Raw genomic sequence first — 14060 nt, 5'->3', positions numbered from 1 at the left:
GAGAATTCGATAGAACAATGACGAGCGTGCTGTTTGTTCATAACAATCTCCCTGGGCAATATCTCAGGCTGATCGAGCGATTGCGGGATCGTGGCGGATTTTCTCTCGCCGGGATTGGAACCACGCGCGCCCGCGGGATCGCAGGCCTGAAGATGAAGCGCTATTCGATTTCGTCGGCTGGCATTGCAGAGGTGCATCCGTTCGCTCGTCGGTTCGATCTCGAATGCCGGCGCGCCGAGGCCGTTCTATACGCGGCGGTTGCCATGCGTGATGAGGGCTTCGTTCCGGATGTGATCTTTGGTCATCCTGGTTGGGGTGAAGTCCTTCCGTTGAAGGAGGTTTTTCCGAAAGCCCGGTTGTACTGCTATTCGGAATATTTCTACCAGGCAGACAACGACTTCAACTTCGACCAGGGAGGCGAACGCTTCGGTTTGCCGAATCGAGTCGGGCTCGACATGAAGAATGCCGCGACCCTGATCTCGCTCGCGGCTTCGACTGCTGGAATCGCACCGACCGAGTGGCAACGTTCGTTGTTTCCGAACGAGTTTCAATCCAAGATCAAAGTCATCCACGACGGCATCGACACCGCAAAGATCAGGCGGGATCGAGCTGCAGAACTTCGTCTTCCCGACGGCAGAACGTTGACCTCGCGGGACGAGGTCATCACCTACGTGGCCCGCAATCTCGAGCCCTATCGCGGATATCATATCCTGATGAGGGCGTTGCCGAAGATCCTGTCCGAGCGCCCTGGAGCGCAGGTGGTGATCATCGGAGGCGATGGAACGTCATATGGCGCCCCGCCACCGGATGGCCGTCGCTGGAAAGATATCTATCTGGACGAAGTGACGGAGCAGTTGCCGCTGGACCGGGTGCACTTCCTCGGGCGGGTTTCGTATGAAGATTATCTCAACGTGTTGGGCATATCGTCAGCGCACATCTATCTCACCTATCCGTTCGTACTCTCGTGGTCGATGCTCGAGGCGATGGCTTCGGAATGCCTGGTGATCGGGTCGAGCACCGCGCCAGTCGAGGAAGTGATCGAGGATCGCCATAACGGCTTGTTGGTTCCGTTTGGTGATCCCGTGCAACTGGCGGAGACCGTGATCGAGGCGCTGGCGAAGCCCAAGGCGTTCCAGAAGATTCGAAGAACTGCACGTCAAACCGTGGTCGATCGGTTCGATTTCGAAACTCGATCTTGGCCGCAATTCGAAACCCTTCTGGGCTAAGCGGTGTTGGGAATAACGACGAAAACCAACCTTGAGTTGTGGTTTGCTTGGATTGCGCGATTGTGATTCGGAACTCCGACATTCGGGCCCGAACCGGGGAGATTTGGGTTGCACGACTACACGAGAGAGGTGAAGCAGTGCATTGGAGTTATCTTGGAGCTGGTGCTGGACGAAGGCCGGACTTGGGCAACCCAGGAGGAGCAGCGGGCTGGCACGCGGCAGCCGGGGTCCAGTCCGAGGCACGCGTCCGCTGCATCAGTTCCGTTCTGTGTTCTACGCGCTAGGGAAGACAATCAATGAATCTGGATCGAACCCGCAATGCGCGACCTGCGTTCATTTCGCAGACCTCGACGTGGCGGCCGAGCTACCTGCCGGTTTCTGCTTGGCTGGAGCACGGAGCATTCGGGTTTTGGGTCGTCGAAGCGACTTCGCCGGGGTTGGTGGTCGAACTGGGAACGGACTACGGTTTCTCCTATCTGACCTTCTGCCAAGCCATCAAGGGGCTCAATCTCGGCACGAGGGCTTTCGCGGTCGATACCTGGCAGGGAGATTTCCACGCGGGGTTTTATGGAGATGACGTCCTCCAAGCCCTCAAGCAGACCCACGATTCCGAATATCGTGGCTTCTCGACGTTGCTACAAATGACCTTCGATGAAGCCGCCGACAAGTTTGCCGATGGCAGCATCGACCTGTTGCATATCGACGGGCGGCACCTCTACGACGACGTTCGCCATGACTTCGAAACCTGGTTGCCGAAGCTTTCCGATCGCGCCGTCGTGCTCTTTCACGACACCAACGTCAGAGAACGAGACTTCGGCGTCTTCCGATTCTGGGAAGAGATCACGGCGGCCTACCCGTCGTTCGAGTTCTTTCACGGTCATGGATTGGGCGTTCTCGCCGTTGGTCCGAATCAGCCCAACGGCATGCGCGCGCTGCTGGAAGCCGACGAGGTGGAACGAAATCTGATTCGATCCGTGTATTCCTACCTCGGCAGCGTCATCAACGATCGCCAAGCGTTGCAGTCCGAGCGGAGCGCCTTCCAGCAAGAGAAGAACAAACTCGAACTCACCATCGCCGAGCAGCATGAGACTATTCAGCGATTGGAGGGCGACTTTCAGGAGCAGCTCCAGGCGCAGGTGAGTGAGTCGACCGAGCGCGAGAGCGAGCTGATCCAGCGCGAGAGCGAGCTGACCCAGCGCTTGGCGAAGCAGGCCGCGGAGCTGGCGGACACGAAGAATCGGCTGGCCATGGAAGCTGTTCGGATCCATGAAGTCTTCTCCAGCAGTTCCTGGTGGCTGACCGCGCCGCTGAGAAGAGCCGCCACCTGGGTTCGGCATCGGCGCCGGCGGTCTCCGCTGCTGCTCCAGAAAGCCAGCAATATCACCGCCTCCTGGAAGCCGAAGTCCACCGACGCTCGCCACATCGTGCTGTATTCGGGCGAGCCGGAGACACCGGGCCATATGTATCGCGTGGGGCGGTTTGCGAGCGCTGCGGAGGTGCTCGGTTGCAAGACCACCATCGTCACCGACGAGGCCGATCTGATCGACACCCCGCCGGGTGACGTCCTTTTTGTTTGGCGGGCGCGTTCCAGTGACAAACTCGGCAAGGCGGCAGCGGCGGCGCGTGAGCGTGACGCGAGCATCTTGTTCGACGTGGACGATCTGATGATCGAGCCGGAAATTGTCAGCGTCGAAATGATCGATGGAATCCGTAGCCAGGGGATTTCGGAAGCTTCCGTCGCGTCGCATTTCGGAGAAGTGCGCGATGCGTTCCTCCAATGTGATTTCGGCGTAGCTCCAACGGCCTATTTGGCCGAGCGAATGCGTCGCTATCAGAAACCTGCCGTTGTGCTGCCGAACGGGTTCGACGATGGCACGCTGAAGCGATCTCGTCGCAGCGTTCGCTTGCGGAAATCGCGTCAGGCCGATGGCTTGCTTCGAATCGGCTACGCCGCAGGCACGCGCACTCATCAGCGGGACTTCGGGATCGCGGTCGGGGCTCTGAGGCGGATTCTCCAGGAGCGCGACAACGTCAGGTTGGTCTTGTTCTGCGTCAATCGAGATCCGATCGTTCGGCTCGACGAGTTTCCGGAGCTTTCCGGGCTGGCGGATAAGATCGAGTGGAGGGAGGCCGTCGGCCTCGCGGATTTGCCCGAGGAGATTGCGCGCTTCGATATCAACATCGTGCCGCTCGAGGCCGGCAACACGTTCTGTGAAGCGAAGAGCGAACTGAAATATTTCGAGGCCGCTTTGGTCTCTGTGCCGACGGTGGCGAGTCCGACCAACGTGTATGCGTCTGCCATCCGCGAAGGTGTCACCGGTTTCCTGGCTGCCAATGAGGACGAGTGGTATGCCAAGCTCTCACGGCTGCTCGACGATGAGGCGCTGCGCACCACGATAGCGCGCGATGCACTTCATGACTCGCTGTGGAAGTACGGTCCTGAGCGACGGATCGAGCTGGTCAGCGAAATTCTGGATCGAGCGGATCTGAAACAGCAGTCGCGACCTGCTCACGCAATTCGGCTGCGTGACGAGATGGCCACGCGGTTGCCGGAAATTCCTGACCATAGGATTCTGTTCAAGCGCGATGCGCTGAAGGAGGCCGAGGTTACGGTGGTCATTCCACTGTACAACTACGCCCGATATATCGAGGAGGCGCTCGAGTCGGTCGCCGGCCAGAGCCTCGAGCTCATCGATCTCGTCGTCGTGGATGATCGATCGACCGACGAGTCCCAAGCCGTCGCCGCAAGCTGGCTGGAACGGAACGCCAAGCGTTTCAACAGAGCCCTTCTGATCGAGAACGGCGAGAATTCCGGGCTTGCGAGATCCCGGAACGTCGGCTTTGCGAATTCAGAGACGACCTTCGTGTTGCCGCTCGATGCCGACAATGAATTGATGCCGGACTGCGCGACCAAGTGTTTGGAGAAGTTGAGGCACTCACGCGGGGCCTTTGCGTTCCCCGAGATCGCGAAGTTCGGTGAGAGCGAAGGCGTCTTCAATCAAGGCCCATTCCTCGCCGAGCGCTTCGTCGGGGGCAACTTTATCGATGCGATGGCATTGGTGCGCAAGGCTGCCTGGTGTGGTGTCGGTGGGTACGAGCACATTCAGTATGGCTGGGAAGATTATGACTTCTGGTGCAAGCTGGTCGAGCTCGGGTTGATTGGCGTCGCGGTCCCGGAAGTTCTGGCTCGATACCGGGTCCATGGTCAGTCGATGCTGAAGACGCAGACCGATGTGGCAAAGAACAAAGCTCTCGTCGTGGCAGAGTTGGAAAAACGGCATTCTTGGCTGAGAATCGCTCAGTAGTCGGCTGAAACTGGTCGCCGTGATGGCGTCGGCAGACTGGCTTGTTGCGGTCTGAGAGGTCCGCGAGCGGGAAGGACGGCCGCGCGCGCATCTGCCTCATGGATGTGCAGCGGATCTGGTTGCAGAGGGTGAAGTAAGAGACGCGACGATGGAGGCCTCATAAGATTCCTCGCCGCTGCGACGCGACCGGACGCGCCATTTGTCGGCAGCTGTTTGTCGGCGGTTGTTTAACAGGGGCGTCTCGATCATAGTTCGACCTGCGGAACCGAGAATCCAATCAGCACGGCCTCGAACCGTCGGAAATTGCAGCGGCAAGGCGCAGCTCTGTTTCGCGCCACACGCTTCGTCCAGGTGAGAATTGAAATGAAGAAGATTCTGAACGTCGGATCTGGTCCCGGAACAGCCCAAAGGCTTAGTCCGATCACCATCGACAACCGTTGGGAAGAGGTTCGCTTCGATATCGATCCCGAGGTGAAGCCGGACGTTCAAGGATCGATCTCGGATCTGTCATCCTTCTTCGGTGAGAATTCCTTTGACGGAGTCTGGTCGTCGCATGTGTTGGAGCATCTCTACGCCCACGAGGTGTTCCCGGCCCTGAGCCATTTCCATCACATTCTGCGGCCAACCGGGTTTGCAATCATTCTGTGTCCAGATCTGAGTGCAGTGGCGAAGTTCATCGTCGAGAAGGGGATGACGGCGGTTGCGTACAACTCACCATCGGGCCCAATTCGTCCGTTGGATATGTTGTACGGTCACTCCCGGGCCATTGAGAACGGCCGGCTGGCCATGGCGCATCGGACTGGCTTTACGGCAAAGCGTCTCGGCAATCTGCTCCGGATGGCAGGGTTCGATAAGATTCTTGTTCGGGCCGCACAGTTCGAGCTTCGGGCCCTGGCGCTGATGCCGGAGGCCGACTCCGAAGCCATCACCAGAGAGCTTGCTCCCCTCAAGTTCGACTTCGAGGGCGGCTCGCTGACGACCAGTCGAGAGTTTGAGGATTCTGTGACTGCCCGGCGATGATTTCAAGGCAAGCGCAGTTGGAGTTGAACTCCGGCAACGGCTAGTTCGGTCGGCTGTGGCGGCCGGCGAGCCCGTCCGAGTGGTAGGTGATGCTCTGCGGACCATTGCTCGAGGTGGCGCGCATCTTTTGCCTGTTAGGCAACGCCCTGCGCGCCCGTCACAGGCTGGTCCTATCAAGGGCATTCCCGAGGTCGCTGCAATCTGATACGGTACGACATGATAATCTTCTGTTTCGATGAAGCTTTTTCGGCTGCTCGCGGTGACGAGGAAACGTTCGGATGACCAATTCGATTGAGCTCGATCGAAACGAAGGCCTCGGTGCGGAGGACGAGCAGCCCGTGACCGGCCTGAAGGCGTTGGTGATCGTCGCCAAGCACCACGGCCTCCATCTCACTGTTTCCCAACTGGTACACGACAATGTACTCGACGGCGGCGAAGTCTCTGCGGCGCAGATCGTTCGTTGCGCCGAAAATTCGGGCATGCGGTCCAAGGCCGTCAAGCTCGATTGGTACGATCTGCAAGGCGCGGAGAAGACGTTTCCCCTGATCGTGTCGCTGAAGGACGGCACCAAAATGGTGCTGCTCCGCCTGGAGGGAGACGAAAATAATCCTCGCGTCGTACTGCAGGATCCAGCCCGCGATGATGACTCGGTGCTGGTCATCGACCGGATACGGCTGGAACAGGTCTGGACTGGTGAGGTTGTGCTCGCCAAGCGAGACTATGAGATCTCCGACGAGAGCCAGCCGTTCAGCCTGGGGATGATCACGGCCTTGGTGTTCCGCGAGCGGCGGATCGTTCGGGATGTAGCCATTGCAGCGTTTGCTCTCGGCTTTCTTGCCCTGGCGCCGATCATGTTCTGGCGGCTGCTGATGGACAAGGTTATCTTCTACCACGCCTTTAATACGTTCGCGGTTCTCTGCATTGCGATGGCGGTCGCGATCCTGTTCGAAACTCTGTTCTTCGTACTTCGTCAATTCCTGGTCCACCAATTGACGGCTCGTATAGATGTCAAGCTATCGACCTATATCTTCGAGAAGGTGCTGAGCCTCCCGATCGATTTCTTCGAGCGAACGCAGGTCGGTCTGGTCGCCCGCGACATGCGGGAGATCTTCCGCATCCGCACGTTCTTAATCGGTCAACTGTTCGGGACGATTCTCGACTCGACGACGCTGTTGTTCTTCATTCCGGTGATGTTCTTCTTTAGTCCCCTGTTGACGTTCATTGTGTTGGGGATCGCCGGGCTTATTGTGGTTTGGTTGCTCGTGATGCTGCCGTTCTATCGCAAGCATTCCGCTGCGGTGATGGCGGCGGAAGGTGCTCAAGGCGCCTTCATGGTGCAGAGCCTCAACGGCATCCGGACGGTAAAGTCTCTCGCCCTCGACTCGCGTCAGAAGCATATGTGGGACGTGCATGTTGCCCGCGTCGCGCGAGCAAGGCTCGCCGAGGGACTGGCGGCGGTCTCCATCCAGGCGGTGGTTCGACCGCTGGAGCGACTGGCGGTCAGCGGGTCGTTTGCTGTGGGAGTCTATCTCGCGATTACGACGACCGACACGTGGTATGTCGGAGCATTGTTCGCCTTCTTGATGCTGGCCCAACGGGTGGCTTCGCCGTTGATGCAGATGGCTCAGCTCGTCAATCAGTTCGATGAAGCGCAATTTGCTATCAACATCGTGTCCAAATTGGTCAATCAGCCGCCCGAAGAGGGGCGCTCAGGCCATGGTGTCCGCACGCCGTTGCGCGGACACGTGGAATTTTCCAATGTCGTCTTCAAGTATAAGGGGGCGGTTTCACCGGCTTTGAATGGTGTCTCTTTCGAGGTTCCGTTCGGAACGACTTTAGGGGTCATGGGAAAGAGCGGGTCTGGTAAGACCACGATCACCCGATTGATCCAGCGCCTGCATTCCGATTATGGCGGTTTGATCAAGATCGATGGCGTGGATGTACGCGAGTACGATGTCGACCATCTCCGTCGGAACGTCGGCGTCGTTCTTCAAGAGAATTTTCTGTTCACCGGCAGCATCCGCGACAATATCGCTGCCGCAAAGGCAGATGCCAGCTTTGATGAAGTTGTGAGAGCTGCGCGGCTTGCCGGCGCTGAGGAGTTCATCGACAAGCTGCCGCGCGGATACGAAACCCACATCTACGAGGGATCGCCGAACCTGTCCGGTGGCCAGCGCCAACGCATTGCCATCGCACGGGCGCTCATCGTGGATCCCCCGATCCTGATTCTGGATGAGGCGACCAGCGCGCTCGACGCCGAGAGTGAGGCAATCGTGAACGCGAACATTTCACGGATCGCGAGTGGGCGGACGATGATCATCATCTCGCACCGTCTATCGTCCCTGATCAAGGCGGACGCAATTCTCGTGCTCAATCGTGGTTCGATCGACGACATTGGGCGTCACGACGAACTGCTGATGCGAAACGATATCTACTCCGGTCTTTGGCACCAGCAGAATAGTCACGCCATCGTCGCGCCAGCGCGCGCGCGCAGCAACAGCGGAGGGCCGTCACTTGTCTCGTAGCCGATCCGCTGCCGCCGTCACGGTCCGGCAGTTTCAGTCCGAGACGGACGCCATCCGAGAAGCGCCGGAGCCCTTGCTTGCCCGCGCGACCTTGTGGGTCCTGTTCTCGCTTTTGGTCGCGACGATCGCGATATTGTTTTTGACGTCGCTGGATCGGGTCGTATCGAGCGCCGGCGGCAAAATCGTTCCGGTGGATCAATCGATCAGCGTTGTGCAGGCCCTGAATCCCTCGATCATCAAGTCGATTAATGTGAGAGAGGGCGAAGAGGTCGAAGGTGGGCAACTCCTCGCGACGCTGGACTCGACCTTCACCTCAGCCGACCTGCTTCAGTTCAAGAAGCAGGTCGCGAGCTTGCAGGCGCAACTCATCCGGGACAAGGCCGAACTGAGCGGTGCGCCGCTCGAGTTTCCGCATCAGAAGGATCCGGAGTTCGCGGCCTATGCCTCGGTTCAAAGAGCTCTTTATGACCAACGTAACGCGCAGTATGCCGCGCAGGTCGCGAGTTTCGATTCGAAGATCGCGCAAATGCAGGCCACGATCAACAAGTTGCGGAATGAGGATCAGCGATACACTCAACGCGATGACGTGCTGAAAAAGATCGAGGATATGCGGTCGTCACTGGCGGAGAGCGGCAGTGGCTCGAAATTGAACCTCTACCTCTCGCAAGACGCACGTATAGAAATCCAGCGGCAGATCGATTTCACCCATAACAGCTTGATCGAGTCTGAAAACCAGCTCAAGTCGATCGAGGCTGATCGACGCGCCTTTATCGAACAATGGCGGAGTAAGCTGAGCGAGGATCTCGTCAATACCCAGAGTCTGCTCGATGCGGCGAATGCTTCTTACGATAAAGCGCTCCGGAACCAAGACCTTGTGAGATTGACTGCCGACGAGGCGTCGGTGGTGCTCACTTTAGCAAAGTTGTCGGTCGGTTCCGTGCTGAAGCAAGGCGATGCGCTGATCACCTTGATGCCGCTACGCACGAAGCTGGACGCAGAAATCAGAATTGTCTCTCGCGATATCGGCTTTGTCAGGCCTGGCGACAGTTGCACCATGAAGATCGAGGCGTTCAATTTCGCTGAGCATGGTACGGCCCAAGGCAAGGTCCGCTGGATCAGTGGAGGCGCCTTTACAACTGACGACAACGGCCAGCCCGTCGACGCCTACTACAAGGCGCGTTGTTCCGTCGATGCGACGAATTTCAGAAACGTACCTTCGAACTTCAAGCTTATTCCCGGGATGACGCTGACAGCCGACATCAATGTGGGCACTCGATCAGTCGCCATGTATGTAATCGGCGATATGATGAAGGGGCTCGGTCAGGCGATGCGCGAGCCGCAATGAAGGGGTCGGTTCGACGATTGCAAGATCGAGTCGCGCGCGCGCGTGCACGGTTGCTCAGTCCGGAGACTCTTGTCCAGCGCGGACACGCCGCGTTTGGACGAGGAGAGCCTTTGGAGGCCTTTTATGCGTGGCGAGACGCTGCCGCGAAGGGCTCGGTCGAGGCAACTGCTCTGATCGCCAAGCTCTATTTCGACGGCAAAGGCGTCGCTCGATCAATCCCGGATGCAGTGATTTGGTACGAGAAGGCTGCTCGTGTTGGCGATGTCGCGTCTCAGTTCCAGTTGGGGAAGATCATGCTGCATGGATCCGATCCTTGGATCCCTGCAACGTCTCGGGATGACAGCCTTCGCTGGAGCAAGTCCTCTGCGATGACGACGGTTTTCCCCGCTGGCGTGACCCTCGACAAAGCGCCGGAAGCGGGGTTCGCCTGGATTGAAAAGGCCGCAGCCGCCGGCCTGCGTGACGCGCAGGCCATGTTGGGAGATTTGTTGCGAGCTGGGCGTGGCTGCGACGTAGACCTCGATGCGGCGCGGCTCTGGTACACGAAGGCGGCGGAACAAGCATCGGCCAATGCCGCGTTCGGCCTAGGAGACATCTATTATCAGGGCCTTGGGGTTGAGAAAGACGTTGCCGTTGCGTCGGAGTGGTACAAGAAAGCGGCTTCGGAAGGTCATGTCCGCGGCCATACGGCGCTCGGATATCTCCACATGAACGGTGAGGGTGTCGAGAGAGATCTCGTTGCTGCCGGGAAGTATTTCCAGGAGGCGGCCCGCCACGCTGACGTGAATGCGCTGTTTAGTCTTGCCGAGATGCATATCGAGGGCGCCGGGGTCTCCAAGTCCATCAACAAAGCAGAGACTTGCCTTCGAAAGGCTGGACGTCGCGGGCATCTTCCGTCGATGATCAAGCTCGGCGAGCTCTACTCTCGGGGGTTTGGGGCCGAGCCAAACCTGACCGAGGCCGCAGAGTGGTATTCACTGGCGGCGGAAAAAGGGAATGTTAACTCACAGTTCGTCCTTGGCCGCTTCTACGCGAACGGGACGGGTGTGCCTCCGAGCCAGCGTTTAGCGGCGAAGTGGTTTGAAAAGGCGGCCGAGGGTGGACATGCGGCGGCAGCTCACCAGATCGGGCTGATTCTTCTGAATGGCCGAGGCGTCGAACCGGACTTGCAGCGAGCCATCCACTGGCTCCGCCGCGCAGCTGAGGCAGGGATCGGGCAGGCCCAGCTTGAACTCGGTCGCCTCTATTTCACGGGCAACGGCGTGCCTGTCGACGGCGACGAGGCCGCGAAGTGGCTCGAGAAGGCGGCCGCCGCTGGCGATTCGAAATCTGTTCTTGCCGTGGTCGATGTCCTGGTACTTGGGGGCAAAGAAGCAAGAGCGCGCGATCTTCTCGAACGACTGGCCGAAGGCTCGAACGGCCCGGCGAAATTGCGGCTTGCGCAACTGCTGACCAAAGATGCAGCGGCGGCTGCCGATATCACGAGAGCGCTGCGGCTGTACGGTGAAGCGGGAGAACTCGGGCATCCGGAAGGCTTCCTCGCCAAGGGCATATGCCTGATGAGCGAAGGCACCGAAGTCTTCGATTCCAGAGCCGCAGAGGTCGCCCTCCAGCGAGCGGCCAGCGAGGGGGCGGGACAAGTCAAGGCCTCGGCATTTTTTCAGCTTGGGGTGCTGTTCTGTCGCCGTGAAGACGGAAAAGCGGAAGTTGACAAAGGTTTGGCTTACTACGAACAAGCCGCGAAGCTTGGCCACGCTATCGCCCAGTACAACGTTGCGGTGATGATGCAAAAGGGCGTGGGCTGCTCCGCGGACCCGAGTGGCGCGTTGGTCTGGCTCAAGAAGGCGGCCGACTCGAAACTTCCTCAGGCGCAAGTCGCGCTGGCCGACGCCGAAGTCGCGCGACGCGGCACGAAAGACATTCCAGGCGACGTCTTGAGCCTGTATCAGCTGGCCGCCAACGCAGGCAATGAGATCGCGCGCAAGCGATTGCGGGATCTGCAGGGAGGCAGTCAGCGGGCTCCTTCGGAAGGCAAGCCACAATGACGGGGCGGGCCGAACGTCAGGTTTGCTGACAGCCCGTCATGCCGACCGCGATGCATGATCCGACCGCGACCGCTCGACCAGTCGATGGGGGCTCGGCGTCGGCCGCTGATCGGCGGCGCAATGCTGGCGCGCCAGGTGGAGCCGAAACACTGTTACGGATTGCCGCGGTCCCGGCGCTGATCGCCGCCGCAGCCTGCCCGCTATCGGTGCACAGCACGGAGCGCAATGAACTCACTGTCCGTTTTTGCGAGAAGCGCAGCGACGAAGCAATCCAGCTCCGAGCACCGGGGCTGCTGGATTGCTTCGCTTCGCTTGTAATGACGGCGTGGAGCCGTTGATCGCGTTGTAGGTCGCTTACAGCGTCAGTTCGTGACGACCGACGACCATCCAGTGCACCTCGTCCGGACCGTCGGCGAAGCGGAGATGGCGGACGTCGGTGTACATCTCGGCCAGCGGGGTCCACTGCGAGATGCCGGTGGCGCCGTGCATCTGGATCGCCTGGTCGATGATCTTGCAGGCGCGCTCCGGCACCATGGCCTTGACCATGCTGACCCAGACACGAGCCTCCTTGTTGCCGAGCACGTCCATCGCCTTGGCGGCCTTCAGCACCATCAGCCGCATCGCTTCGATCTCGCAGCGGGCCTGCGCGATGATCTGCATGTTGCCGCCGAGATGCGCCAGCTTCTTGCCGAACGCCTCGCGGGTGAGACCGCGTGCCACCATCAGGTCGAGCGCCTTCTCGGCCTTGCCGATGGTGCGCATGCAGTGATGAATGCGGCCCGGGCCGAGGCGGAGCTGCGAGATCTCGAAGCCGCGGCCTTCGCCGAGCAGGATGTTCTCCTTCGGCACGCGCACATTGTTGAAGCGCATATGCATGTGGCCGCGCGGCGCGTGGTCGTGGCCGAATACGTGCATCGGGCCGAGCACTTCGACGCCGGGGGTGTCGACGGGCACCAGGATCTGCGACTGCTGCTTGCTGGGCGCGGCGGTCGGATCGGTCTTGACCATCACGATCATGATCTTGCAGCGCGGGTCGCCGAGGCCGGAGATGTAGTACTTCTCGCCGTTGATCACCCACTCGTCGCCGTCGAGCACGGCCGAGGTCGAGACGTTCTTGGCGTCCGAGGACGCGACGTTCGGCTCGGTCATCACATAGGCCGAACGGATCTCGCCGTTGAGCAGCGGCTTCAGCCACTTCTCCTTTTGCGCGGCCGTGCCGACACGTTCCAACACTTCCATGTTGCCGGTGTCGGGCGCCGAGCAGTTCATCACTTCGGAGGCAAGCGGTGCTTTGCCGAGTTCGACCGCGATATAAGCGTAGTCGAGATTGCTCAGGCCTTCGCCGGTCTCGGCGTCGGGCAGGAAGAAGTTCCAGAGACCGACTTCCTTGGCCTTCGCCTTGGCCTTGCCGAGCAGATCGAGCTGCTCCTGCGAGAACGACCAGCGGTTCGTATTCTTAGCTTCCGCGATATCGAACTCGTGCTGCATCGGCTCGACTGTCTCGGCGATGAACTTCTTGACGTGATCGTACAGCGGTCGGACCTTCTCCGACATCCGCAGATCATTCAGTTCGTCTTCCGGAGACAGCGTGTAGGGGGTCTGGCGGGGCACATAGGCCACTTGCATCGTATCGTCCTCCCGATGTGATCATCGCGTTGGTCCATCCTGGATGGATGGTTGCAGGTCTTTATAGACACGAACGAGCGGCGTTGTCGAAGGTCGGCGGCGAATTAGCCGCACGATTGTGTTCCATCATGCCGCCGCTTCCATGCAGGCCGGATCGAATTCCGCTGTCGGAAATAAACAAACAAATCGCCAATACCTTGCTGTTGATTCCGCGAACGGACTCGCGTGATCGGTCGCAGCGAGTGTCGACGTCGATCGCGAATGGTGGCGATGCGGCACCGCCCGATATTCCGTCTGATGACACGTTGCGGCGCTCGGCCGCACGCGCACGGCAGACCGCCGTCACACGATGGCAGACGCCTCCTTGCGCATCGGCCGCTCCGCCGGGGCTTGGTGACAACACGCCATCGGTCATTTTTGCGGGCAGTGCGGAATGCTACGGGCAGCCCCTCCACTACCCAAGCAAGCCATTGCATCTGATCAACTTTTAACCTCCGGACGAGTACGGAGGTATCCCGCTCCGCGTTGACAATTGCTGCGCTGCGACGGATTGATGACCCATCAGTTCGGACTGCAAGGCGCTTGCGATTGCGTCGCCCTGGTCCGGCAGGACAGCACGGGAGAGAGATGTGAAAGGCCTGGTCCGAGCGTTCTACTACGTGCCGGTGATCGGCTGGTTGACCAAGGATGCGGTCCACGGCACTCCGGAAGCGAAGTACTTCTTCGCGTTCAATCTGGTGGTGCTGCTGTTCGGCGCGATCTATGTGATCGGCTATCCGCTGGTGATCACGCTCGGCCTGATCGGCTCCGCCGCCGGCCTCTCTGGCCTCGTCCTGCTCACCGCCGGCGATGCCTTCGACAGCCGCGCCTCGCGCGCCGTCGCGAAAGCGCCGGCCCCGCCGCTCCGCAAGCCCTCGATGCGCCGCGCAGCGTAGGCGCTACGCCGCCGCTGCGGGCCGCTCGGCACG

Annotated in this window: 9 protein-coding genes; 8 read left to right on the top strand and 1 reads right to left on the bottom strand. The window is 59.8% G+C overall.

From position 1 onward, the window contains the following. The first annotated feature begins 17 nt into the window (after window positions 1-17). The 6 genes from LPW26_RS11270 to LPW26_RS11245 all read left to right on the top strand — a co-directional run bounded on the left by LPW26_RS11270 (window position 18) and on the right by LPW26_RS11245 (window position 11466). Window positions 18-1226: a glycosyltransferase gene (locus tag LPW26_RS11270; protein WP_238735212.1), complete on the top strand. Its 1209-nt coding sequence runs from the start codon at window positions 18-20 to the stop codon at window positions 1224-1226. Window positions 1227-1522: 296 nt separating this feature from the next. Next, the gene (locus tag LPW26_RS11265; RefSeq protein WP_238735211.1) at window positions 1523-4531 is read left to right on the top strand and encodes a class I SAM-dependent methyltransferase; all 3009 of its coding nucleotides are present in this window, start codon (window positions 1523-1525) and stop codon (window positions 4529-4531) included. Between the two features lie 363 nt (window positions 4532-4894). Then, window positions 4895-5551 (top strand): class I SAM-dependent methyltransferase, encoded by a 657-nt coding sequence (locus tag LPW26_RS11260; protein ID WP_238735210.1) that lies wholly within the window; start codon window positions 4895-4897, stop codon window positions 5549-5551. 278 nt (window positions 5552-5829) lie between these two features. After that, entirely contained in the window at window positions 5830-8076 is a 2247-nt protein-coding gene (locus tag LPW26_RS11255; protein WP_238735209.1) for a peptidase domain-containing ABC transporter, read from the top strand. Further along, window positions 8066-9421, top strand: a complete 1356-nt coding sequence (locus tag LPW26_RS11250; protein WP_238735208.1) for an HlyD family type I secretion periplasmic adaptor subunit — start codon at window positions 8066-8068, stop codon at window positions 9419-9421. Before LPW26_RS11255 ends, LPW26_RS11250 begins: the two co-directional genes overlap by 11 nt. Before the next feature lie 110 nt (window positions 9422-9531). Beyond that, a complete protein-coding gene (locus LPW26_RS11245; RefSeq protein WP_238735207.1) occupies window positions 9532-11466 on the top strand; it encodes a tetratricopeptide repeat protein in 1935 nt (644 codons plus the stop codon). A 354-nt stretch (window positions 11467-11820) separates the two neighbouring features. Here the strand turns inward: LPW26_RS11245 and LPW26_RS11240 are convergent, their stop codons facing one another. Further along, the gene (locus tag LPW26_RS11240; RefSeq protein WP_238735206.1) at window positions 11821-13092 is read right to left on the bottom strand and encodes an acyl-CoA dehydrogenase family protein; all 1272 of its coding nucleotides are present in this window, start codon (window positions 13090-13092) and stop codon (window positions 11821-11823) included. Between the two features lie 83 nt (window positions 13093-13175). Between LPW26_RS11240 and LPW26_RS11235 the strand changes: the two genes are divergently transcribed. Next, window positions 13176-13583, top strand: coding sequence for a hypothetical protein (locus LPW26_RS11235; RefSeq protein WP_238735204.1), 408 nt, complete (start codon window positions 13176-13178; stop codon window positions 13581-13583). 138 nt (window positions 13584-13721) lie between these two features. Further along, on the top strand, window positions 13722-14027 hold the full coding sequence (locus LPW26_RS11230) for a hypothetical protein (RefSeq protein ID WP_238735202.1): 306 nt from the start codon (window positions 13722-13724) through the stop codon (window positions 14025-14027). Window positions 14028-14060 lie beyond the last annotated feature (33 nt).

This window comes from Rhodopseudomonas infernalis (assembly GCF_022271405.1).
GTDB lineage: Bacteria > Pseudomonadota > Alphaproteobacteria > Rhizobiales > Xanthobacteraceae > Rhodopseudomonas > Rhodopseudomonas infernalis.
This window is presented reverse-complemented; position numbering and strand designations above follow the sequence as displayed.

Coding starts and splice junctions, on each gene's coding strand:
- LPW26_RS11260 (WP_238735210.1), top strand. CDS start 4,895: ATGAAGAAGATTCTGAACGTCGGATCTGGTCCCGGAACAGCCCAAAGG.
- LPW26_RS11240 (WP_238735206.1), bottom strand. CDS start 13,092: ATGCAAGTGGCCTATGTGCCCCGCCAGACCCCCTACACGCTGTCTCCG.
- LPW26_RS11270 (WP_238735212.1), top strand. CDS start 18: ATGACGAGCGTGCTGTTTGTTCATAACAATCTCCCTGGGCAATATCTC.
- LPW26_RS11265 (WP_238735211.1), top strand. CDS start 1,523: ATGAATCTGGATCGAACCCGCAATGCGCGACCTGCGTTCATTTCGCAG.
- LPW26_RS11255 (WP_238735209.1), top strand. CDS start 5,830: ATGACCAATTCGATTGAGCTCGATCGAAACGAAGGCCTCGGTGCGGAG.